The following is a 21,027-nucleotide window of genomic DNA, read 5'->3' as shown; positions in this document are numbered from 1 at the left end:
AATCTTCCGGGTGACCACACAGCTCGATTTCGAGCGGGTGTCCTTTGCCTCGGATCTTGCGAGCCACGGGGACAGGCCCGCCATCCTCGCCGGCGACTTCGCCCTGACCTACCGGGAGCTTGCCGACCGCGTCGATGCCCTCGCGCTCCGGCTCGGCACCGAGCGGCGCCTGGTGGCGTTGGCCGCCGCCAACGACGTCGATTCGCTGATCGCCTACCTGGCGGCCCTAGTCTCCGGCCACCCGCTGATCCTCCTGCCGGAGGACAAACCCGCAGCCCTGGACTCCATCGTTGCGGCCTACGAGCCCGACGTCATTCTGCGCTCCGGAGACGGGCAGCCCGTGCTGGAGGAGCGCCGCCCCGGCACCCGGCACGAGCTGCACCCGGACCTTGCGCTCATGCTCAGCACGTCCGGCTCCACGGGCTCCCCCAAACTGGTGCGCCTGTCCCACGCCAACCTGCAGGCCAACGCGGAGTCCATTGCCGGGTACCTGAACATCGGCCCGGATGACCGCGCGGCCACGACCCTGCCGATGTCGTACTGCTACGGGCTGTCCGTGATCAACAGCCACCTGCTCCGCGGGGCAGGCCTGGTGCTCACGGACCTGTCCGTGGTTGATCCGTGCTTCTGGGAACTGTTCCGCAGCCGCCGGGCGACGTCATTCGCGGCCGTTCCCTACACCTTTGAGCTGCTGGAACGGGTCGCCTTCGCTGAGATGGATCTCCCCAGCCTGCGCTACGTGACCCAGGCCGGCGGCCGCCTCGCACCCGAGATGGTGCAAAGCTACGCCGGGCTCGGCCGCCGGCGCGGCTGGGAACTCTTCGTGATGTACGGCCAGACGGAGGCCACGGCCCGGATGGCCTACCTTCCTCCCGATCTGGCAGCCACGGTCCCGGGTTCCATCGGCGTTCCCGTGCCCGGCGGGGCGTTCCGCATCGACCCCGTGCCCGGCCTGGAGCACGGCGAACTCGTCTACACCGGACCCAACGTCATGCTCGGGTACGCCGAGAGCCCTGCGGACCTCGCCGCGGCCAGGACCATCAGCGAACTCCGCACCGGCGACCTCGCCCGGAGGCATCCCGCCGGTGTCTACGAAGTGGTGGGCCTGTCTCTTATACACATCTAGATGTGTATAAGAGACAGCTCCGGGTCGACCTCGGGCAGGTGGAACGGATCCTGGCCGGCCTTGGCGTGCAGGCGGCGAGCGCCGGCACCGACCAGGGCGTCGTGGTCGCCGTCGAGGGCGACCACGACACGCACCTGCTGGCCAAGGTCCTCGCGCAGATGTGTATAAGAGCCAGGCCCCGGGCGGCACTTGAGCTGCACGCCGTCGAGCATCTCCCCCGCCTGGCCACCGGCAAACTGGACTATCCGGCGGTCCTTGCGCTGTCCGGAAACGGCGTGTCCCACAGCAACCGGCCCGGAACTGAGCCGGCGGCGAGCTCTTCGGGGGCCGCCGCCGGGCCCGACAACGTCCTCAGCATCTTCCAGGACACGCTGGAGCTCACGGAGATCGCGCCCGGCGATACGTTCGTCTCGCTGGGCGGGGACTCGCTGTCCTATGTGGCGGCGTCCGTCAGGCTGGAACAGGCGCTGGGGCACCTCCCGCAGGACTGGCACGTCACCCCTGTCCGGGACCTGGAACCGCGACTGCGCGATGTGCCGGAGCGCAGCCTGCCGGGGCGGAGCAGTGTGTCGGGGCGGAAGATGCGGCGCTTCTTGGTGCCGCTGGAAACCAGCATCGTGCTGCGGGCTGTGTCGATCGTGCTGATCGTCAGCACGCACGTCGGATTCTTCAGCTGGCAGGGGACAGCCCACGTGCTCATGGCGGTGGCCGGCTACAACTTCGCGCGGTTCCAGCTGTCCGGGGAACAGCTGCCCCGGCTCCGGCGGCAGCTTGCCAGCCTGGCCAGGGTGGTGGTCCCCAGCATGGCGTTCATCGCGTTCGCCTACCTCATCACCGACAGGTACAGCCTCGCCAACATCGTGCTCCTCAACGCCGTCATCGGGCCGGAGGCGGTGACCACCCAGTGGCACTTCTGGTTCATTGAGGTGCTTGTCTACCTGCTTGCGGGCATGACCGCCCTGCTCGCGATTCCCTGGGTGCACCGCGCCGAGCGTCGCCTTCCGCTGCTCTTCCCGCTCGTCCTCACCGGGGCAGGGCTGCTCACGCGCTACGAGCTGGTTGATCCCGGCGTGCCGCACACCGCGCCCGCCCTGTGGCTCTTCGCCCTGGGCTGGGCCGTCGCGCGGTCCCGGACCGCGGTTCAGCGCTGCGTCGTGTCTGCCCTTGCCGCCGCGACGGTTCCCGGTTTCTTCGAGAATGCCACCCGGGAGCTTACGGTGGTCGCGGGGATCCTGCTGCTCATCTGGCTGCCAACCCTGCCGGTGCCGAAGGTCTTCGGCCGCCTGACCATGCTGCTGGCCAGCGCCTCGCTCTACACGTACCTGGTCCACTGGCTGGTCTACCCTCCGCTGGCCGGGATCAGCCCCGCCCTGGCCGTGGCGGCATCGCTTGCCGCCGGCGTGGCCTACTGGGCGGTGTGCACACGGGTGATGGGCACGGCGCACCGGTGGAAGACCAACCGGCGGCGGCAACGTGCCGGCAGGATCCGGCCTCAGACCGCCTGAAGCGCCCGGGGCGTCGGCAGGGCACGCGACGCCACGGCCGAGACCAGCATGGACCCGGCAGCCATCACCGGGTCGATGACCGGAATCCCGAGCCTGCTCCGCAGGACGTCCGCCATGCCGATGCTGGTCAGCCCGGTGCTGGCCTCCACGATGACATCCGCGCCCGCGTCCACCAGCATGTGGGCGGCGGCCAGGGCGTCGAAGATCCCCGTCGGCATGAGGAACCCTTCCGGAGTCTCCACGCTCTCCGGGCCGTCGATCAGCAGCATCCGCTCCCCCAGGGCGTCCGAGATCGGGCTCGGCACCGAGTCCTTGAGGCCCAGCACCCCCACCCGGCCGCCGAACGTGAGCGCGGCAGCAGCAGCCGCGGAACCGGCACCGATCACCGGAACGTTCACCAGGCCGCGCGCCTCCGCCAGGCCCGGATCGGCGGCGCAGCTGACGATCAGGGCATCAACGTCGCCGGCCATGTCGAGCGCCAGTTCCACGACCTTCGGAACGGCGCGCTGCAGCGACTCGGCGTTGTGGACCCCGGACGGCTGGTCCGGGATGCACCGGGACGTTACCTCGAAGCCGAAGGTTTCCTGCAGCAGCCTGCCGTGGGAGTTCAACAGTCGCCGGTCCGACGTCGTCAAAACCCGGATGATTCCTACGCGCATGGTCCATGCCTTCCCCGAGTGGATCATTTGGTTCCACAGTAGCCAGCCAATATTTCGGCTGGTTTACCGCGAAATGACCATCGGAAACATCCCCGCCCCTTTGAGCGCGAACGAACATTTGGGCAACGGGATCAGGACTGGCGCACGCGCAGCAGCTCCGGCACAGGCACCGTGTCCGCGTCGTCCGCGTAACCCGCCGTCCCGCGCAGCGTGGCCCGCACGGCATGCCCGACGACGGCACCCAGCCCGCCGTCGTCGGGCTCTGCCTTTTCCATCACGGTTTCCCGGACGGTGCGCTGCTCCGCGGCGCCGGTACCGCGCGCAATGATCTCCTCGACGCCCTGCCTGGCGAGCTCGAGCTCACCGTTCTCGGCCAGGACCGGCTCGAGGAAATCGACGAGCGAGCGCGCTACGTCCGCGGCGGGTGCGGGCCGGAAGCTGCCGAAATCCAGCAGCTCGCCGCGCAGGCCGAAATTACTGGCCTGCCACGCCGCCATGCGCAACAGCACGGTGGGGACCGGTGCCGGCTCCACGCCTTCGCGCCATTCCCTGCCGGCGGACTCCACCAGCGCGCGGACCAGGACGGCGATCAGCGCGGCGTCCTCGGCACGGAGGCAGACGTCGGCCACCCGGACCTCCACCGTGGGGTGGTTCCGGGAGAGCCGCGCATCGAAGTAGATCATGCCCTCATCCAGCAGCACACCGCTGTCCAGCAGGCGGGTCACCACCCGCCGGTACGCCGACAGGCTGCCGTAGATGGCGGTGGGGCCGGACGTCGGCCAGCGGTTCCAGGCCTGGGTGCGGTAGCTCTCGAACCCGGTTTCCACGCCCTGCCAGAACGGGGAGTTGGCGCTGAGGGCAATCAGGACAGCCAACTTGTCCCTGATCCGGTCCAGGACCGCCACGCCTTCGTCCTGGGATTCGATGAAGGTGTGGACGTGGAAGCCGCAGGTCAGCTGTTCCTGGGCGGTCAGGCCGAAGCGCTCGAGCATCCGGGCGTACCGCGGGTCCGGGGTCGTGTGGCTTGCGAGGGACAGCGGGGAGGTTGCCAGCGCCGCCACCCGCGCGCCCTGCCGCTGGGCGGCATCATCCGCCATCGCCCGGCCGGCGCCGATCTGGCGGAGCAGTTCCGCATAGTCCAGGCACGGCCGGGTCTGGGTTTCGATCTGTTCGAGCTTGAGTTCAGCGCTCAAGCCCATTTCGTCGTCGCAGGCGGGTTTGGTCTGCTTCTGCAGCAGCCGGGGCTTGTCCGGAGCGTCGTCGGCCGCGAGTTTGCGGCCGGCCAGCAGCGCATCGGCGAGCGCGAGCGGTTCGCCGCTGTCCGGATCCACGATCAGCAGTTCTTCCTCGACCCCAAAAGTCCGCATGCCTACATTGTGCGCCAGACCGGCCCAATCGTCCCCGACATGACGAAGCGCGAACGAGCACTTGTGGCCCTCAAATCCTCCCGGAGCGGTCGTTGTCTGCCAGTTCGCGCCCTCGGGCGGGGGCTTAAGTGTCCGTTCGCGCCCTGCGTTAGTCCTGGAAGTACTCGATCTTGGCGCCGATCGTGTTGAGCCGCTCGGCCAGGTCCTCGTAGCCGCGCTCGATCACATAGATGTTGCGCAGTTCCGACACTCCCCGCGCCGCGAGCATGGCCAGGAGCAGGCAGGCTGCCGGGCGGAGGGCCGGCGGGCAGCCCACCTCGGCGGCCCGCCAGCGGGTGGGGCCGTTGACGTAGATCCGGTGCGGATCCAGCAGCTGCACGCGGGCGCCCAGCTTATTCAGCTCCGTGAGGTAGATGGCACGGTTCTCGTAGACCCAGTCGTGGATCATGGTCTGGCCCTCCGCGTTGCCCGCAATGACAGCGAAGAACGGCAGGTTGTCGATGTTCAGCCCCGGGAACGGCATCGGGTGGATCTTGTCCTCCGGCGCGCGCAGTTCGGAGGGCCTGGTGGTCACGTCCACCAGCCGGGTGCGTCCGTTGCGGGCCATATACTCCCCGGAAACCTCCAGCTTCTGGCCCATCTGCTCCAGGGTGGCAAGCTCGATTTCCATGAATTCGATGGGCACCCGGCGGATGGTCACCTCGGAATTGGTCACGATGCCGGCAGTGATGAGGCTCATCGCCTCGATCGGGTCCTCGGAAGGGAAGTATTCGATGTCGACGTCGATGGACGGCTTGCCGGTGATCTTCAGCGTTGTGGTGCCCACGCCGTCGATCTCCACGCCGAGCCTCTGCAGGTAGAAGCAGAGGTCCTGCACCATGTAGTTGGGGCTGGCGTTCCGGATGATGGTGCTGCCGCAACGGTGGGCGGCGGCCATGATGGCGTTTTCCGTGACCGTGTCCCCGCGTTCGGTCAGCACGAAGGACCGGTCAAAGCTGTCCGACGGCGGCGCCTGTACGGTGTAGAAGCCGGCGGTGGCCTCCACCGACAGCCCGAACTGGCGCAGCGCCTGCATGTGCGGCTCCACGGTGCGGGTGCCCAGGTCGCAGCCGCCGGCGTAGGGAAGCCGGTACTCGGCCGACTGGTCCAGCAGCGGCCCGAGGAGCATGATCACGCTGCGGGTCCGGCGGGCGGCCTCGACGTCCATGGACTCGAGGTCCAGGACTGCGGGCCGACGGAGCTGGAGATCGTTGTCGTTGAGCCAGATGCATTCGACGCCGATGCTGGTGAGCACCTCGACGATCCGGTTGACTTCCTCAATCCGGGCCAGCCGGCGCAGGGTGGTGGTGCCGCGGTTGATGAGGCTGGCGCAGAGCAGCGCCACGCCGGCGTTCTTGCTCGTGTTGACGTCAACAGAGCCGGAGAGCGTCCGGCCGCCTTCCACACGGAGGTGGGTCATCTGGGACTTGCCGAGCTGGACGATGCTCCGGCCAAAGATCGCCTCGAGGCGCTGGATCATTTTCAGGCTCAGGTTCTGCTTGCCCTGCTCCATCCGGGCAACGGCACTTTGGCTCGTCCCGAGCTCGGCCGCAAGCTGCCCCTGCGTCCAGCCGTTCTGCCCCCGGGCGTCGCGGAGCATGAGGCCGACCTGTTCAGCAGTCTGTTGTGTCATGATGAAAAAATATCACTAATGATGTATTGCTACCGAGGAAACGACTAAAGTGCCGTAAATGTCACATTCATACCCGCTTCATGCGATAAAAGTAATCCTCCCGTTATCTGACCTGCGCCAGCAGCAACGCGTCCCGGCTCGGCACGCCGGAAGGCCTTGACCGGAGGAGGCATCCGGAGCAAGCTAACGCTACCGGCTGGGGTCGTTATCGGAACGGGAGGCCGCATTGTTCACCTTCACCTCCGCGGTGTTCAGCAAGAAACGCCCTCCCCGGCCGCAGGCGTCCGTGATGCTCTCCTTCGTGATCACAACCGTCCTGGGCCTGGTGCCCGGACCCCGCGTGGATGGAGGTCCGGTGCCTGCGGGAGACTGGCCCGCTGCCCAGTCGTCTACCGCCCAGCCTGCCGTCCCGCCGTCGTCATCTCCCTCCCCCCTGGCCCAGCCGTCGGGCGCACAGCCCCCCGGCGCACAGCCCTCCGGGGCTCAACCATCCGGGGGCGGCGGGGTCCTGCTGGGCAACGACGTTTCCTGGCCGCAGTGCAACAAGGCCCTGCCCGAGGACGCGGCGTTCGCAATCGTGGGCGTCAATAACGGGCTGGCTAACACCACCAACCCGTGCCTGCACCAGCAGCTCGACTGGGCGGATGACTCGCTCGGCGGAACCGGCCAGCCCACCGTGGCCCTGTACGTCAACACCGCCAACCCCGGCACGGCCGGGACCTGGTGGCCCACCAGCAACGAATATGGCGGCAAGACCGTAGCGAACCCGTACGGCGAGTGCACGGAAGGAAAGAAGGACGCACCGTGCTCCTACATGTACGGCTACGCCAAGGCCTTCGACGACGCCTACCTCCGCAGCATAACCAACCCCGAGGACTACCTCTGGTGGCTTGACGTCGAAACCGGGAACACGTGGTCCGGGGACAAGACCGCCAACCGGGCGGACCTCGAGGGCATGACGGACTTCTTCCAGAGCATCGGGGCGACCGTGGGCATCTACTCCACCGGGTCCCAGTGGGGGCAGATCGTCGGCCAGGTCACTGCGGACAGCAGCCTGTATGACCTCCCGAGCTGGCTCGCCGGTGCCCGCACTGCGACCGGGGCCAAGAACAACTGCGCCGCCTCACCCCTCACTCCGGGCGGCAACGTGGTCCTCACCCAGTTCGTCGCCAAGGGCTTCGACTACGACTACTCCTGCCTCTAGCGGGGCACCGGCCGCTAGAATCTGGCCATGCATACCATCGACGGCGTCCGGCCAGCCGAACCAAGCGAGGCCGAGGCCCTGGCCCGGCTCCATCTTGAGTGCTGGCGCGAGACGTACTCGGGGCTCCTGTCCCCCGCATTCCTCGCGGCACAGCGCGTGGAGGAACGGCTGGCCCTGTGGCAGCGCCTGCTGGCCGGCCCGCACGCGGAGCGTCAGTTCGTGGCCATGAGCGGCGGACGCCCGGTGGGATTTGCCGGCTCACTTCCGCCGGCGGAAGGCCGGGACGTGGCCGAACTCTGGGGCATCTACCTCCTGAAGGCTCACCACGGCACGGGGCTGGGCCAAAAGCTCCTGGACGCAGCGCTCGGAGCCGGGCCGGCGGCGCTCTGGGTTGCGGAAGACAACCCGCGCGCCCAGGCGTTCTACCGCCGCAACGGCTTCACCTTCACCGGCGCCCGGGAAACCATTGACGAATGGGAGGGGCTACCCGAGCTGCGGATGGCTCGCTCCTGAAGCCCCTGGGCCTAGGACCCTTCGAGCCACACCATGTTCCACGTGCCCGCCCACAGCGCGGCGGTCACGGCTCCTCCTGCGATCAGGGCGCCGCCCAGCAGTACCCAGATGTCCAGCCCGCTGTACGTTGATTCGCGGGCCCAGGTCCGGCTGGCGCCGCCGAAGCCGCGGGCTTCCATGGTGACGGCCAGGCGGGTTGCCCGGCGGATGGCCTGCACCAGCAGCCCGAAGCTCTGGCCCAGGGTGGCGCGGAGCCGCTGCCACGGGTTGCCGCGGGACCCCACTCCACGGGCCCGGCGCGCCATGCCGATGGTCTGCCATTCCTCCGCCATCAGCCCCACCAGCCGCATCGCCGCGAGTGTGCCGAGCACGAAGCGGTGCGGCAGCCTCGCCTTCTGTGCCAGCGCGTCGGCGAGGTCCGTGGGGTCGGTGCAGCTCATCAGGAGCACCGCGGGCAGCGCGATGGCGAGGCCGCGGAGCAGGAAACCGAGCCCCAGCTCCAGGGAACCTTCGCTCATGGACCAGAGTCCGACGTCGAGCAGCACCTTGCCGCTGTCCGGCGCCAGGATGGAGGTGCTCCAGCCGCCGACGGCCGCCGCGAGGATCAGCGGCCAGCCGCGCTGCCACAGCAGCGTGAAGGTCAGTCCGGCCAGCGGGAACAGCAGGATCTCGCACACCAGCGCCACGGACGCGGACATCCAGTCGATGGACAGCGCCAGGACCAGCGTGATGAGGAAGACCGCCGCGAATTTGGCCAGCGGGTTGGCCCGGACCAGCACGGCCTGGTTGCCGGCGAGGGTCAGCGCGTCCCTCATGGCGCGGCCTGTTCAGGAGCCCTGAGTTCACGGCTGCCCAGCCGGAGCTCGGTGCCGCCCAGGACGTGGGTGAACTCCTCGTCGTGCGTCACGGAGACCACGGCGGTTCCGGCGTCGAGCAGTTCGGACAGGAAGGAGGCGAGCTCGGCCCAGGTGTTGGCGTCCTGGCCGAAGGTGGGTTCGTCGAGGACCAGGACCTGCGGGTGCGCCGCCAGGACGGTGGCCACCGAGAGCCGGCGCTTCTCTCCGCCGGAGAGGGTGTATGGGTTGGCGTCCACGAGCTCGGTCAGGCGGAGCCGTTCCAGCAGCTCGTCCACGCGTTCCTCGCCGTGGCCCAGGTGCTTGGGGCCGAACTGGAGCTCGTCCAGGACCCGGCCCGTGACGAACTGGTGCTCGGGTTCCTGGAACACCGTTCCAATCCTGGCGATCAGCTGCTCCGCCTTCCATTTGTAGGGGTCGATCCCGGCGCCGCGGCTCAGTTCCACTGCGGCGGACACCGTGCCGGCCACGGGCGGAAGCAGTCCGGCGAGGGTCAGCGCGAACGTGGACTTGCCGACGCCGTTTGGTCCGGTGACGGTCAGCGCCTCACCGGCGCGGACCTGTGCCGCGACGTCCCGCAGGACGGGAACGGGCGGGACGGACTTGAAGCCGCGGCGGCGGGGACGTTCGCGCGAAACCGCCAGGTCCTCGGCGGCGAGGAGCAGCTGGCCGGAGGCAACGGCCAGCTCCCCCGGCATGTTGGCGGCAGCAAGGCCCGCGGCTGCTGCAGTGCCGCCAAACGTCCGCCGCCGCGTGGCCGGAACGTAGCCCGGCACCCAGACCCCGGCGGCGGTGAGCATGCCGCGTGCCTGTTCCAGGACCTGGTCCGGGGGGCCGTCGATCAGCACGGCCGGCCGCGTGGCGGACCCCGGCTGCAGGACCACGATCCTGTCCACGAGGTCCTTCCACACCGCCACCCGGTGCTCCACGACCACAAGCGTGGCGCCCGTCTTGTCGAGGCAGCGCCCCACGGAGTCCCGGACTTCCAGCACACCGGCCGGGTCAAGATTGGCCGTGGGCTCGTCCAGCAGGATCAGCCCGGGACGCATCGCCAGGATGCCGGCCAGCGCAAGGCGCTGTTTCTGCCCGCCGGACAGCGCCGACGTCGGATGGTTCAGCGGCAGGTGCACCAGCCCGACGTCGTCCAGCGCCTCGTGCACGCGCGCCCAGATCGCGTCGCGGGGAACCGAGAGGTTCTCCGCGCCGAACGCGACGTCGTCGCCGAGGCGGGAGAGCACCACCTGGGTTTCGGGGTCCTGCTGCATGAGGCCGGCGCGGCCCCGCCGGGTGTGCGGCGGCTCGCCGTCGATCAGGAGGCTGCCGGATTCGTCCGCGTCGTCGCTGTCTGGGGTGCCGCCGTCGGCTGCTGTCACGTTTCCGGAGGTACTGTCGCCGAGCACGCCGGCGAGGGCGTGGAGCAGCGTGGATTTGCCGGCGCCGGAGGGGCCCAGGAGCAGGACGCGCTCCCCGGGACGGATGTCCAGGTCCAGCCCGTGGACTGCCGGCCTGATTCGTCCGGCGTGGCGCCAGCCCCAGCCGCGGGCGGTGACCGCGGCGGGGCGGACACCGCCGTCGTGAGGTGTGGGCATCAGGAGAAGACGGGCTCCGTGGCTGCCTTGCGGGACGCGAACGAGCTCAGCACGCCGGTTTTGGCCAGGGCGCGGGTGGCGATCCAGGACAGGGCGCCGGCAATGATCGCGCCGGAGATGGAGGTGAAGATGATGTACGCGAGCTTGTCCCCTGCCGTGTAGGCGATGTTCCAGCCCCACGGGAGGAACGAATCGTTCAGGCCGCAGAACAGGCCGGCGCCGGCTCCTGCCAGCAGCGACCCGGGCAGGTTGAATTTCTTGTACATGAAGGCGGCGAACACCAGCTCAGCGCCGAGGCCCTGCAGGACACCCGAGATGAGCACCGTGGTGCCGTACTGGGATCCCATGATCAGTTCACCGGTGGCGGCAACGGTCTCGCAGAACAGCGCCGCGCCCGGCTTGCGGATGATGAGCATGCCGAGCACGGCCGGGATCATCCAGCCGCCGGCGTAGAGCCCGGAAAGGGGCGGGTAGACCGCGTTGACCGGAGCGGAAATGAGGTTGGCGCCCTGGGACCAGGCCCAGAAGATCACGCCGCCGGCAACGGCGATCAGTGCCGCCACCACGATGTCCGTCACGCGCCAGTTGTAACCGGTCTTCTTGATTGCTGCAGTTGTCATAATGTCCTCCTGAGGAACAGGAGGGGAAAGCGCTCCCCGGCTGCGGGTGGTTGGGCCGCCAGCTGCCGGACACTTTGAGAACTCGACTCCCTTGCGCCGGTACTAGCCGGATCAGGTTCGAGGGTCTGCGGCTGTCCGCACTCTCAGCGCCCATCCGCGGTTCGGCTGGCAGTTGCCAGTGATCCCCGACGGTGGCGCTCCCCTGTCGTAATAAATCTGCCCTTGTGGGCTGATCCAGTTTACACCGGGACGGCCCCGGAAGACCGGGGGCAGGTGTCACAATCCGGGAGTTTCCGCGCCTGCCGGTTACCGGTCCGGAGTACATTGGGGCCATGACACAACAGGACTCCGTCATTGGCGCAGCGACCGGCTTCGACCCCGACTCCCCCGACGAACAGCCCGCAGGTTCCCTGGAGGCGCTGATCGCCGAGATCGAGGCGCAGATCGCCGCGCTGCAGTTTCCCGCCTTCAGCAAGGACGACGCCCTCAACCTGGGCCTCCTGCTGGTTGAACTCGGCAAGAAGGGCAACCTGCCCATCGCCATCGACATCACCAAGGGCGAACAGGTCCTGTTCCACGTGGCGCTCGAAGGCGCCACGCCGGACAACGAGGGCTGGGTCAAGGCCAAGCAGCGGACGGCGGCACGCTACGAGGAACCGTCGCTGCTGGTGGGCCTGCGCGGCAGGGTGGGCGGCAGCCGGATCGAGGACAACGCCTGGTTCGACCAGTCCACCTATGCGGCCCACGGCGGCGCCTTCCCCGTCTATGTGCGCGACGTCGGCGCGGTCGCCATTGTCACGGTGTCCGGGCTGCCGCAGAAGGCCGACCACGATCTGGTGGTTCAGGCGCTGACGGAAATCCACCAGTCCATGCGGCTAGGCTAGGGGAAGTCCAGAATTCAAGACGCTAGGAGTCCCTGAATGAATTTCTTCATCAAGCTGCTTGGTACGGGCGTCAGCCTGCTGGCCGGGTTCGCCGGCACCAAGGCCGTGGATACCATCTGGGAAAAGACCACCGGCCGGAAGCCGCCGAAGGGCGGCAAGGACGACGTCCCCACCACGCTGCGTTCGGCGCTGACGTTCGCGCTCATTTCCGCATCCGTGAGCGCCGTCATCCAGGTGCTGGCCAACCGCGGCACGCAGCGGGCCATCACCCGCTTCGCCAAGAGCCAGGACATCGTCTAGCCCACGCTGGTTGAGCCGGCCGCTGGTTGAACCTGCCGGAACCCGCGGGCCGCGCTCAATCGGCGGTGCGGTTCCCGCCGTCGCGCTTCGCGTCCTTGGCCGCCTGGGCGGCCTTCAGCACCACGGCTTCCAGCTCATCGCTGCTGAGCAGCTCCCTGTGGAGGTGCTTGGTGCGGTAGCCGGCCCGGCCCACCATGTGGGCGGAAACCGGCACCGTCAGCAGCTGGAAGATCCACGCCACCAGCAGCACCGGCCACACCCACCAGGTGCGCAGCTGCAGCCCCACCGCGGCCAGCAGCAGGAACAGCCCCAGCACCTGCGGCTTGGTGGCCGAGTGCATGCGGCTCATGAGGTCGGGGAAGCGCAGCAGGCCAATGGCTGCGGCCAGGGACATCACTGCCCCCACGATCATGAAGACGGCCGAAACCGCGTCGATCACAGTGTCCACGGTGCTGGCCTCAGGATTCATTGGTCTGCTCCCGCCGGTCGGCCACGAACCGGGCCACCGTGACCGAACCGATGAAGCCGATGATGGACACGGCCACGAGCAGCATCAGGTTGTTGAGGTGCCTGTTCACGGCCATGTCGATGCACAGCGCCGCTCCGAGAATGGCCAGCAGCACGTCGGCCGCCAGCACCCGGTCCAGCAGGGAGGGGCCGCGGGCGATGCGCACGATTGCGCCTGCCGCGGCGAGGGACAGGACCACTGCCGTGACGGTCAGGACCAGCTCCATCATGCGCCAACCTCCTGGTTCAGGGCGGCAAGTTCTTCTTTGGATCCCATGACCCGGATGAGCCCTGCCTCGGTGTCCCGGACCTCCTTGCGGAGCTTCTGCACGTCGTCGGCGTTCCGGACGTTCAGCCCGTGGATGTACAGCGTGGACGTGGACCTGTCGACTTCCACCACCAGTGATCCGGGGATCAGGGAGATGACGTGGCCGGTGGCGGTCACCATGAGGTCGGAATGGCTCCGCAACGGCACGGCGACGACGGCGTTGGTCACCTTGGGCCCCTTGGCCACGGCCAGGTAGAAGACCTGGAAACTGGCGGCCACCACCCTGCCAAGGAACATGACGGCGAACGGAACCGCCCGGAGAACGTTGAACCGGCCGCTCAGCTCCACGGGCGGCAGGTAGAAGAGGCGCGCAACTGCGGCGGCCAGCAGGGCTCCGAACAGCAGGTTGCCCGGGCTGAAGTCCTGCCAGAGGGCGCCCCAGACGATCACGAGCCACACGAGCAGCGGCAGTTCCTGCCGCAGGGAGATTCGCTGCCGGCTCATTTCCCACCGCCGCCCAGGGCAAATCCCGGAACAGGCGCGTTCTCGCCTAGCACCGACTGGATGTAGGCTGACCTGTCCAGCATGACCGCCGCGGACTGGTTTGCCAGGTCAAACAGCGGGCCTGCGAAAACGGTCAGCGCCACGCCCAGCACCACGAGCCCGAGCGTGGAGCCCACCATGGTCCTGGGCAGCAGCGTCACGTTGGACTTGCCCGCGCGATCGCCGGTCGCTGAGTCCTTGGCCTCGGCGAGCAGCACGGGATCCGGGTGCTCGGCGTCCTCGGGTTTCCGCCAGAACGCACGGTTCCAGACGCGGGCAACCGCCAGCAGGGTCAGAAGGCTGGTCAGCGTCCCTCCTATGACCAGTGCGTAGGCCAGTGGGGTGCCCAGCCCGATGCCTGCCTGCATCAGCCCGAGTTTGCCCAGGAATCCTGAGAACGGCGGAATGCCTGCCAGGTTCATGGCGGGCACGAAGAACAGGAGGCCCAGGAGCGGGGACAGCTTGGCCAGCCCGGCCAGCCGGTCCACGGAGGAGCTTCCGCCGCGCCGTTCAATCAGGCCGGTGACCAGGAAGAGGCTGGTCTGGATGGTGATGTGGTGCGCCACGTAGTACACGGCCGCACCGAGCCCGGCCACGGAGGACAGCGCGAGACCGAACACCATGTAGCCGATATGGCTGACCAGCGTGAACGAGAGCAGACGCTTGATGTCGCTCTGGGCGAGGGCGCCAAGGATTCCCACCACCATGGTGAGCAGCGCGGCCACCATCAGCGGCGAATTAAGGGTGTCCCCGGGGAAGAGGAGGGTTTCGGTGCGCACCATGGCATACACGCCCACCTTGGTCAGCAGGCCGGCGAACACGGCGGTCACGGGCGCGGGAGCCGTGGGATACGAGTCAGGCAGCCAGAAGGACAGCGGGAAGACGGCCGCCTTGATCCCGAAGGCGACGAGCAGCATGACGTGCAGGAGGGTCTTGGTGCCTTGGTCGAGCTCCCCGAGCTTGATGGCCAGATCGGCCATGTTGATGGTGCCGGTGGCGCCGTAGATCATGGCGATGGCGATGAGGAACAGCACGGAGGAGACCACGGAGACCACCACGTACGTGACGCCGGCCCGGATGCGCGGGCCCGTGCCACCCAGTGTCATCAGGACGTAACTTGCCGTCAGCAGGATCTCGAAACCGACGTAAAGATTGAACAGGTCCCCGGAGAGGAAGGCGTTGGAGACGCCCGCCACCAGGATGAGGTACGTGGGGTGGAAGATTGAGACGGGGGCGTCCTGGTCGCCGTCGGCCATGCCCTGGCCGGTGGCATACACCAGGACCGCAAGGCTCACCGCGGAGGAGACCACGAGCATCAGCGAGGAGAACTGGTCCACCACCAGGACGATTCCCCAGGGCGGCAGCCAGCCGCCGATGTTGACCGCCTCGGTGCCGCCGCCCCAGACAGACGCCAGCAGCCAGCATTCCAGCAGGAGCGTGAGCGACAAAAGGGCGATACTGACGGTGCGCTGGGCGTGGGAATGCCGGATCAGCAGGAACGTCAGCGCGGCGCCCAGGATGGGAAGTACGACGGCGAGCGGGGCAAAGCTTGCGATGTTCACTTCACACCTCCTTCGGGGCCGGGGTGGACGTTGGCGGAGCCGGGTTTTTCCTCGAGGGCGGCGTCCTCTGCGGGAATCGTCTTCGCGCCGGCCTTGACGGTGGCCGACGAGTCGCTGCCTGCGGAGTCGCCGTCCGCCGCGTCGCCGGCGGACGAATCTGTCACGCCGGTTCCGTCGGAGCCGAGCATGGTGAGCGGAAACTCCGAGGTCTCCACGGGGATGACGGCGTCGTCCTCCGCGTCGAAACTCGGTGTTTCCGCCACGCGGCGGTCCTCGACGTCGTCCTGGATCTCATCCTGGCGGGCCAGCACCCAGGTCCGGTAGATGATGCCGAGCATGAAGGCGGTCACGGCGAAGGAAATCACGATCGACGTCAGGATCAGGGCCTGGGGCAGGGGATCGTTGTAGGCGCGCGGGTCCGTGTCCTTGCTGAAGAACGGAGCCAGGCCCGCGTAGCCGCCGGTAGCCAGGATCAGCAGGTTGGTGGCGTTGACCAGCAGCATCAGGCCCAGAAGCACACGCGTCAGGCTGCGTTCCAAAATGAGGTAAATGCCGCAGGCGTAGAGCGCGCCCATGACCGTCAGCAGGGTCAGGTTGACGCTCATGCCTTGCCCCTTGCCGTGGTTTCGGCCGGGATGCCGCCGGGCTCCCGCTCATCGGGCGGCTGGTCTGCCGGTTCCCCGTCCCGGCCGGGCTGGTCCGGCTGTTCCTCAAAGTGTTCGTCGATCTCCGCGCCCAGGCTCCGCAGCACATCGAGCACCAGCCCGATCACCACGATGTAGACGCCGATGTCGAAAATGGTGGACGTGACGAACTTGATGTCGCCGAAGACCGGCAGCCAGAACTGGAGGATGGCGCTCTGGAAGACCTCGCCGCCCAGGAGGACGGGAGCAACGCCGGAGGCCGCCGCCGTCGCCAGTCCGATTCCCAGCAGTGTTCCCGCGCTGATGGGCGTGGCCTCCCGCAGCTCAAAGCGGCCGCCGGCCAGGTACCGGAGCGTCAGCGCCAGGCCCGCCATGAGCCCGCCGGCGAAGCCGCCGCCTGGAAGGTTGTGGCCCGCCAAGAGCAGGTACAGGGAAAAGATGATCATCGAATGGAAGATCAGCCGGGTGACCACCTCGAAGATGATGGAGCGCCGCTCCGGCGCGAGCGTGCGGCCGGCAACCAGCCAGGCGTCCCGCGTCGAGTCGGCAAATTTCCGGCTCAGGGCCAGTGCCGCGCCGTCCCGGGAAGACTTGTCGACGCCGGTCCGGCGGCCAACGGTGCCCTCGGCAACGGTCGACGACGTGCGGATCCGGTCACCGCGGCCCCTGACGAAGATCAGGCTGGCGACGCCCGTGGCGGCCAGCGCCAGCACGGAAATTTCGCCGAACGTGTCCCACACCCGGATGTCGACGAGGGTGACGTTGACGACGTTCAGCCCGCCGCCGCCCTCATAGGCGAGTTTCGGGAACTCCAGGGACACCGGAGTGGCGATGCGGGCGCCCATGGCGTGGATGGCGACGAATATCATGGTGACGCCGAAGGCCAGCCCGATGATCACGCGGACCACCCTGTACTTGCCACCGGTGCGGTCCCGCAGTTCGGCGGGAAGGCTGCGCATGGCGAGCACGAACGCAACGAGGATGATCGTTTCCACGAGCATCTGCGTCAACGCGAGGTCAGGCGCACCCTGGAGCGCGAACATCAGGGCGATGCCGTACCCGGTCACCGAGACCATGAGCACCGCGAGGAACCGCTTGTTGGCCCGGACGGCGGCCAGCGCCCCGATCACGATCCCCGCTCCCGCCACCAGCTGCAGCGGGGAGTTGGGATCCACGAAGTACAGGCCCTCCGGCAGCGGCTTGTTCGCCGCGATCAGGGCGGTCAGCGGGAGCACGAAGGCGACGCTCAGGATCACGGCGAGGTAGAAGTACAGCGAACCGCGCTGCGTGCGTCCGGTGATCCAGACGGCGACGTCGTCCAGGGCGCCGATGGTCAGTTGGTAGCCGCGGTCGGCGTCGACCCATGCCGGGACGGCGCTCTGTGCGCGGTCAACGAGCACGCGACCGTAGAACATGGCCGCGCCGAGCGCGAACGTCACCGCCGTCAGCCCCAGCGCGGGGGTGAATCCGTGCCACAGCGACAGGTGGCCCGCGGCGGCTGCCGCAGTGCCGGCGTCGGACGCTCCCCCGGCGAACAGCGCCGCATACGGCTGGATCCAGCCGTCCACCGGAGCTGGCCAGAGACCGTAGGCGACGGTCAGGACGCTCAGGATGGCCGGCGCCGCCAGGAAGGACGGCCTGATGGGTGTGAACGGCGTGCGGTCCACTCCGGGTTTCACGGCGAAGGCGCCCCACATGAACCGCGCGCTGTAGGCAAACGTGAGCACCGAACCGGCCACCACACCTGCGAGCACCACCGCGCCCCAGGGCCCGTAGTCCGGATCGCCGGCGAAGTGGACGAACGCTTCGAGCACGGACTCCTTGGCCACGAAACCGCCCAGCAGCGGCACGCCGGCCATGGACGCGGCGCCGACCCCGGCCACCACGGCGAGGGCGCGGGAGGACCGGAAGACGCCGGAGAGCTCGCGGATGTCGCGGGTGCCGGCCTGGTGGTCGATGATTCCGACCACCAGGAACAACGTGGCCTTGAAGAGTCCGTGGGCGAGCAGCATGGCGAGGCCGGCGAGCGCCGCGTCGGGTTTTCCGAGCCCGACGACCATGGTGAGGAAGCCGAGCTGGCTGACGGTGCCGTAGGCCAGGATCAGCTTGATGTCCGTCTGGCGCAGGGCCCGGTAGCCGCCCACCAGCATGGTGGCCAGCCCTAGCCCCAGGACCATGGGCAGCCAGAACGCGGTGTCGGTGAACCCCGGGGCCAGGCGGGCCACGATGTAGACGCCGGCTTTCACCATGGCGGCCGCGTGCAGGTAGGCGCTGACGGGGGTGGGTGCCGCCATGGCTCCCGGGAGCCAGAAGTGGAAGGGAACCAGCGCGGACTTGGTGACCGCACCGATCAGGATCAGAACGACGGCGGCGCCCACGGCGCCTGCTGCCTCCCCGGTCACGAGCTCCGGCGCCCGCGCCAGGATGGCCGAAATCCGGTAGGTCCCCGCGCTGGTGCCAAGCATGATCAGCCCGACGAGCATCGCCAGGCCGCCGGCAGTGGTGACCATGAGCGCCTGCAGGGCGGACCGGCGGGCCGCCAACCGCGTGCGTGCGTACCCGATCAGGAGGTAGGACAGGACGGTGGTGAGTTCCCAGAAGATGAAGAGCATCAGCAGGTCATCCGCGGTGACCAGCCCGAACATGGCCCCGGCGAAAGCCAGGAGCTGGGCACCGAACCCGCCCAGGTAGCTGTCCTTGTTCTTGAAATAGCCGGCGCAGTAGACCAGCACCAGCGCGCCCACACCGAGCACCAGGAGGGACATGACCCACGCGAGGGCATCCATGCGGAACGCGAACTCGATGCCGAGGCCGGGAATCCAGGGGATGGTTTCGGCAGATTGGCCAGCGCCTGCTCCGGCGGACTCCGCGGCGGGCCCGTAGACGGCGCCGTACTGAAGGAGCAGCCACACGAAGGAACCGGCAGGCACGGCGGCCAGGGCGTAAAACGAACTCCGGCGGAATTTCCGGAAGATGAACGGCGCCACAGCAGCCACTGCAAAGTGCACGGCAAGGACTGTGATCACTGGTATCTCCGCAAAGTCAGAAATTCGATTGTCAAAGGTTGGAGCAGGCGGTCATTCGTTGGGTTCGGTCCGGACAGTTTATCAAGGGGGCACGGACAGTTTTCCCGCCGGGGCGCGAAGTTAGCCCATGTTTCGCCAGCCCACGGGAGAGTTTCCGTCCGGTGTTCGCCGCGGGCGGATAGCATCGCCGTATGAACTCCGCCGCCGCGCCCGAAGCCACGCAGCCGTCCTCGGACCTCGAAGCCGGGAACCAGGCATCCAGCAAGGGACGCATCCTTGCCTGGGCGGCGTGGGACTGGGGGTCCGCCGCGTTCAACGCGGTCATGACCACGTTCGTCTTCACCGTGTACCTGACCTCCAAGGCCTTCGGCGGCGAGGACCAGGCCTCGGCGGTGCTTGGCGGGGCGCTGGCCGTCGCAGGGGCGGCGATCGCCCTGCTCGCACCCGTCACCGGCCAGCGCTCGGATACCGGCGGACGGCGCAAGCTGTGGCTGGGAGTCAACACGGCCGCCGTCGCCCTCCTGACCGCCCTGTGCTTTTTCGTGTTTCCCCGGCCGGAGTTCCTCCTCCTGGGGGTTTCACTGATCGCCCTGGCCAACGTGTTCTTCGAGTTCGCGGGCGTCAACTACAACGCGATGCTGGCGCAAATTTCCACGCCGCGGAACATCGGCAAAATCAGCGGCTTCGGCTGGGGCATGGGCTACCTGGGCGGCATCGTGGCCCTGCTGATTGTCCTCCAGCTCTTCGTCCAGCCCCGTTTTGAATGGTTTGGCGCCTCAACCCAGGACAGCCTCAACATCCGGCTCGTGGCGGTGTTCTCTGCCCTGTGGTTCTTCATCTTCGCGCTGCCCGTGCTCTTCGCGGTCCCGGAGCTGCCCAAGCCCCAGCGCGGTGCCCGCCTCGGGTTCCTGGCCTCCTACGGGCTGCTGGGCCGGCGGATCAAGGCGATCTACCGGACCAGCCCGCACACCATCTTCTTCCTGCTCGCCAGCGCCATCTTCCGCGACGGGCTGGCCGCCGTGTTCACGTTCGGCGGGATCATCGCGGCGGGAACCTTCGGCTTCGAGCTGTCGCAGGTCATCTTCTTCGCCATCTTCGGCAATGTCGTGGCGGCCGTGGGCGCCATCATCGGCGGCTTCCTGGACGACAGGGTCGGCCCGAAAGCGGTGATCCTTGGATCGCTGACGGGGCTGCTGGTCGCGGGCAGCGTGATCCTGGTGCTGGGCAACGGCGCTTACGTCTTCTTCGGGATGGAGTGGGCAGGCAGCACCACGTTCTGGGTGTTCGGGCTCTTCCTCTGCCTGTTCGTGGGCCCGGCCCAGGCGTCCTCCCGCGCCTACCTGGCCCGGCTGGCCCCACAGGGCGAATCCGGCGAACTTTTTGGCCTGTACGCGACGACGGGCCGGGCCGTCAGCTTCCTGGCGCCCACACTGTTCACGCTCTGCATCGCCGTGGCCACTCCCCTGGTGGCCGAAGGGGAGGCCCAGCGCTGGGGCATCCTGGGCATCATGGTGGTGATCCTTGCCGGGTTCCTGGTCCTCCTCCCGGTGAAGGCGCCCACCGAAACCGAGATCGCCGTCGTCCCCCAGTCCTAGCGCGAAGTCCCGGCGCCAACGCCGGGCGCGAACGGACACTTAAGCCTCCGTTTCCGGCGCGAATCGGGCCGTAAATGTCCGTTAGCGGACTAGGCTGATGCTATGAACGTGGAAGAGACGGATCTCCCGGGCCTCGGCAGGCGCAAAGATTTCATGACAGCCTCCGGCCGGAGGATCGGAGTGGTGGAACTCCGCGAAGGCCAGACAGAATTGTTCATTTCCACCTGGGACGATCCCGACACCTGCCAGGCCTCGATTCCGCTAACCGGCGATGAAGCCGCCACGCTGGGCAACCTGCTGGGCGGCCAGCACCTGGCCATGAAGCTCACCGAGGCGCACCGGGAAGTCCCGGGCATCGTCACCCGGCAGTTCTCCATCGCCCCGGATTCGCCCTTCCAGAACCAGCCCATGGGCAAGGCATGCATCCGCACCCGGTGCGGCGTTTCGATTGTGGCGATCATGCGGGAGGGTGAGGTGGTCCCCTCGCCCGGGCCCGACGTCGTCCTTCACTCCGGCGATCTCCTCGTCGCAGTCGGCACGCAAGAAGGCCTTGATTCAGCGGCCGATATCCTGCGCAACGGCTGAGCGT

General features: G+C 68.1%; 18 protein-coding genes, 1 pseudogene and 1 riboswitch. Of the genes and pseudogenes, 7 read left to right on the top strand and 12 right to left on the bottom strand.

Annotated features, from left to right (window positions below; genetic code table 11):
- Nucleotides 1-10 precede the first annotated feature (10 nt).
- Nucleotides 11-2,631 (top strand): annotated as a pseudogene (locus B1A87_RS25120) (AMP-binding protein).
- Here B1A87_RS25120 and B1A87_RS19780 read toward each other — a convergent pair.
- From B1A87_RS19780 to B1A87_RS19770, 3 genes are all read right to left on the bottom strand, one after another.
- Nucleotides 2,619-3,317 carry an aspartate/glutamate racemase family protein gene (locus B1A87_RS19780; protein ID WP_260680980.1) on the bottom strand — a complete coding sequence of 233 codons (699 nt, stop codon included), beginning with the start codon at nt 3,315-3,317 and terminating at the stop codon, nt 2,619-2,621. The pseudogene B1A87_RS25120 and the gene B1A87_RS19780 sit on opposite strands and share 13 nt — an antisense overlap.
- A 104-nt stretch (nt 3,318-3,421) precedes the next feature.
- Nucleotides 3,422-4,657, bottom strand: a complete 1,236-nt coding sequence (locus B1A87_RS19775) for a glutamate--cysteine ligase (RefSeq protein ID WP_078026948.1) — start codon at nt 4,655-4,657, stop codon at nt 3,422-3,424.
- 148 nt (nt 4,658-4,805) lie between these two features.
- Nucleotides 4,806-6,329, bottom strand: a complete 1,524-nt coding sequence (locus B1A87_RS19770) for a UDP-N-acetylglucosamine 1-carboxyvinyltransferase (RefSeq protein ID WP_078026947.1) — start codon at nt 6,327-6,329, stop codon at nt 4,806-4,808.
- Nucleotides 6,330-6,555: 226 nt separating this feature from the next.
- Between B1A87_RS19770 and B1A87_RS19765 the strand changes: the two genes are divergently transcribed.
- Nucleotides 6,556-7,533 (top strand): hypothetical protein, encoded by a 978-nt coding sequence (locus B1A87_RS19765; protein WP_078026946.1) that lies wholly within the window; start codon nt 6,556-6,558, stop codon nt 7,531-7,533.
- Nucleotides 7,534-7,560: 27 nt separating this feature from the next.
- Nucleotides 7,561-8,046 (top strand): GNAT family N-acetyltransferase, encoded by a 486-nt coding sequence (locus B1A87_RS19760; protein WP_078026945.1) that lies wholly within the window; start codon nt 7,561-7,563, stop codon nt 8,044-8,046.
- 11 nt (nt 8,047-8,057) lie between these two features.
- Here the strand turns inward: B1A87_RS19760 and B1A87_RS19755 are convergent, their stop codons facing one another.
- From B1A87_RS19755 to B1A87_RS19745, 3 genes are read right to left on the bottom strand one after another with little or no spacing between them, the layout of a single operon-like run.
- Complete coding sequence (locus tag B1A87_RS19755) at nt 8,058-8,861, bottom strand: energy-coupling factor transporter transmembrane protein EcfT (protein WP_078026944.1); 804 nt, start codon at nt 8,859-8,861, stop codon at nt 8,058-8,060.
- On the bottom strand, nt 8,858-10,489 hold the full coding sequence (locus B1A87_RS19750; protein WP_078026943.1) for an ABC transporter ATP-binding protein: 1,632 nt from the start codon (nt 10,487-10,489) through the stop codon (nt 8,858-8,860). The genes B1A87_RS19755 and B1A87_RS19750 overlap by 4 nt, the downstream gene beginning before the upstream one ends.
- Complete coding sequence (locus tag B1A87_RS19745) at nt 10,489-11,109, bottom strand: ECF transporter S component (protein ID WP_078026942.1); 621 nt, start codon at nt 11,107-11,109, stop codon at nt 10,489-10,491. Before B1A87_RS19745 ends, B1A87_RS19750 begins: the two co-directional genes overlap by 1 nt.
- 70 nt (nt 11,110-11,179) lie before the next feature.
- A riboswitch (TPP riboswitch) is annotated at nt 11,180-11,323 on the bottom strand.
- 118 nt (nt 11,324-11,441) lie between these two features.
- Here B1A87_RS19745 and B1A87_RS19740 point away from each other — a divergent pair.
- Both B1A87_RS19740 and B1A87_RS19735 read left to right on the top strand, forming a co-directional pair.
- Nucleotides 11,442-11,993 carry a heme-degrading domain-containing protein gene (locus tag B1A87_RS19740; protein ID WP_078026941.1) on the top strand — a complete coding sequence of 184 codons (552 nt, stop codon included), beginning with the start codon at nt 11,442-11,444 and terminating at the stop codon, nt 11,991-11,993.
- A 36-nt stretch (nt 11,994-12,029) separates the two neighbouring features.
- Nucleotides 12,030-12,293 (top strand): DUF4235 domain-containing protein, encoded by a 264-nt coding sequence (locus B1A87_RS19735; RefSeq protein ID WP_078026940.1) that lies wholly within the window; start codon nt 12,030-12,032, stop codon nt 12,291-12,293.
- 55 nt (nt 12,294-12,348) lie between these two features.
- Here the strand turns inward: B1A87_RS19735 and mnhG are convergent, their stop codons facing one another.
- The 6 genes from mnhG to B1A87_RS19705 are packed head-to-tail and all read right to left on the bottom strand — an operon-like array spanning nt 12,349 to nt 18,843.
- Nucleotides 12,349-12,762, bottom strand: a complete 414-nt coding sequence (gene mnhG, locus B1A87_RS19730; RefSeq protein WP_078026939.1) for a monovalent cation/H(+) antiporter subunit G — start codon at nt 12,760-12,762, stop codon at nt 12,349-12,351.
- Nucleotides 12,752-13,030: a monovalent cation/H+ antiporter complex subunit F gene (locus tag B1A87_RS19725; protein WP_078026938.1), complete on the bottom strand. Its 279-nt coding sequence runs from the start codon at nt 13,028-13,030 to the stop codon at nt 12,752-12,754. The genes mnhG and B1A87_RS19725 overlap by 11 nt, the downstream gene beginning before the upstream one ends.
- The gene (locus B1A87_RS19720; RefSeq protein WP_078026937.1) at nt 13,027-13,572 is read right to left on the bottom strand and encodes a Na+/H+ antiporter subunit E; all 546 of its coding nucleotides are present in this window, start codon (nt 13,570-13,572) and stop codon (nt 13,027-13,029) included. Before B1A87_RS19720 ends, B1A87_RS19725 begins: the two co-directional genes overlap by 4 nt.
- Nucleotides 13,569-15,173 (bottom strand): Na+/H+ antiporter subunit D, encoded by a 1,605-nt coding sequence (locus tag B1A87_RS19715; RefSeq protein WP_078026936.1) that lies wholly within the window; start codon nt 15,171-15,173, stop codon nt 13,569-13,571. The genes B1A87_RS19720 and B1A87_RS19715 overlap by 4 nt, the downstream gene beginning before the upstream one ends.
- The gene (locus B1A87_RS19710) at nt 15,170-15,778 is read right to left on the bottom strand and encodes a Na(+)/H(+) antiporter subunit C (protein ID WP_078026935.1); all 609 of its coding nucleotides are present in this window, start codon (nt 15,776-15,778) and stop codon (nt 15,170-15,172) included. The genes B1A87_RS19715 and B1A87_RS19710 overlap by 4 nt, the downstream gene beginning before the upstream one ends.
- The gene (locus B1A87_RS19705; RefSeq protein ID WP_078026934.1) at nt 15,775-18,843 is read right to left on the bottom strand and encodes a Na+/H+ antiporter subunit A; all 3,069 of its coding nucleotides are present in this window, start codon (nt 18,841-18,843) and stop codon (nt 15,775-15,777) included. The genes B1A87_RS19710 and B1A87_RS19705 overlap by 4 nt, the downstream gene beginning before the upstream one ends.
- Before the next feature lie 191 nt (nt 18,844-19,034).
- Here B1A87_RS19705 and B1A87_RS19700 point away from each other — a divergent pair, with 191 nt between their 5' ends.
- Entirely contained in the window at nt 19,035-20,438 is a 1,404-nt protein-coding gene (locus tag B1A87_RS19700) for an MFS transporter (protein WP_078026933.1), read from the top strand.
- Nucleotides 20,439-20,540: 102 nt separating this feature from the next.
- Nucleotides 20,541-21,023, top strand: coding sequence for a cation:proton antiporter regulatory subunit (locus B1A87_RS19695; protein WP_078026932.1), 483 nt, complete (start codon nt 20,541-20,543; stop codon nt 21,021-21,023).
- Nucleotides 21,024-21,027: the final 4 nt, after the last annotated feature.

It is taken from the genome of Arthrobacter sp. KBS0703, assembly GCF_002008315.2.
Classification (GTDB): domain Bacteria; phylum Actinomycetota; class Actinomycetes; order Actinomycetales; family Micrococcaceae; genus Arthrobacter.
Note: the sequence above shows the minus strand (reverse complement) of the source record. Positions and strands in the feature narration are given on the sequence as shown.

Coding starts and splice junctions, on each gene's coding strand:
- mnhG (WP_078026939.1), bottom strand. CDS start 12,762: ATGAATCCTGAGGCCAGCACCGTGGACACTGTGATCGACGCGGTTTCG.
- B1A87_RS19745 (WP_078026942.1), bottom strand. CDS start 11,109: ATGACAACTGCAGCAATCAAGAAGACCGGTTACAACTGGCGCGTGACG.
- B1A87_RS19780 (WP_260680980.1), bottom strand. CDS start 3,317: ATGATCCACTCGGGGAAGGCATGGACCATGCGCGTAGGAATCATCCGG.
- B1A87_RS19695 (WP_078026932.1), top strand. CDS start 20,541: ATGAACGTGGAAGAGACGGATCTCCCGGGCCTCGGCAGGCGCAAAGAT.
- B1A87_RS19775 (WP_078026948.1), bottom strand. CDS start 4,657: ATGCGGACTTTTGGGGTCGAGGAAGAACTGCTGATCGTGGATCCGGAC.
- B1A87_RS19720 (WP_078026937.1), bottom strand. CDS start 13,572: ATGAGCCGGCAGCGAATCTCCCTGCGGCAGGAACTGCCGCTGCTCGTG.
- B1A87_RS19710 (WP_078026935.1), bottom strand. CDS start 15,778: ATGAGCGTCAACCTGACCCTGCTGACGGTCATGGGCGCGCTCTACGCC.
- B1A87_RS19725 (WP_078026938.1), bottom strand. CDS start 13,030: ATGATGGAGCTGGTCCTGACCGTCACGGCAGTGGTCCTGTCCCTCGCC.
- B1A87_RS19700 (WP_078026933.1), top strand. CDS start 19,035: ATGAACTCCGCCGCCGCGCCCGAAGCCACGCAGCCGTCCTCGGACCTC.
- B1A87_RS19755 (WP_078026944.1), bottom strand. CDS start 8,861: ATGAGGGACGCGCTGACCCTCGCCGGCAACCAGGCCGTGCTGGTCCGG.
- B1A87_RS19760 (WP_078026945.1), top strand. CDS start 7,561: ATGCATACCATCGACGGCGTCCGGCCAGCCGAACCAAGCGAGGCCGAG.
- B1A87_RS19770 (WP_078026947.1), bottom strand. CDS start 6,329: ATGACACAACAGACTGCTGAACAGGTCGGCCTCATGCTCCGCGACGCC.
- B1A87_RS19735 (WP_078026940.1), top strand. CDS start 12,030: ATGAATTTCTTCATCAAGCTGCTTGGTACGGGCGTCAGCCTGCTGGCC.
- B1A87_RS19750 (WP_078026943.1), bottom strand. CDS start 10,489: ATGCCCACACCTCACGACGGCGGTGTCCGCCCCGCCGCGGTCACCGCC.
- B1A87_RS19740 (WP_078026941.1), top strand. CDS start 11,442: ATGACACAACAGGACTCCGTCATTGGCGCAGCGACCGGCTTCGACCCC.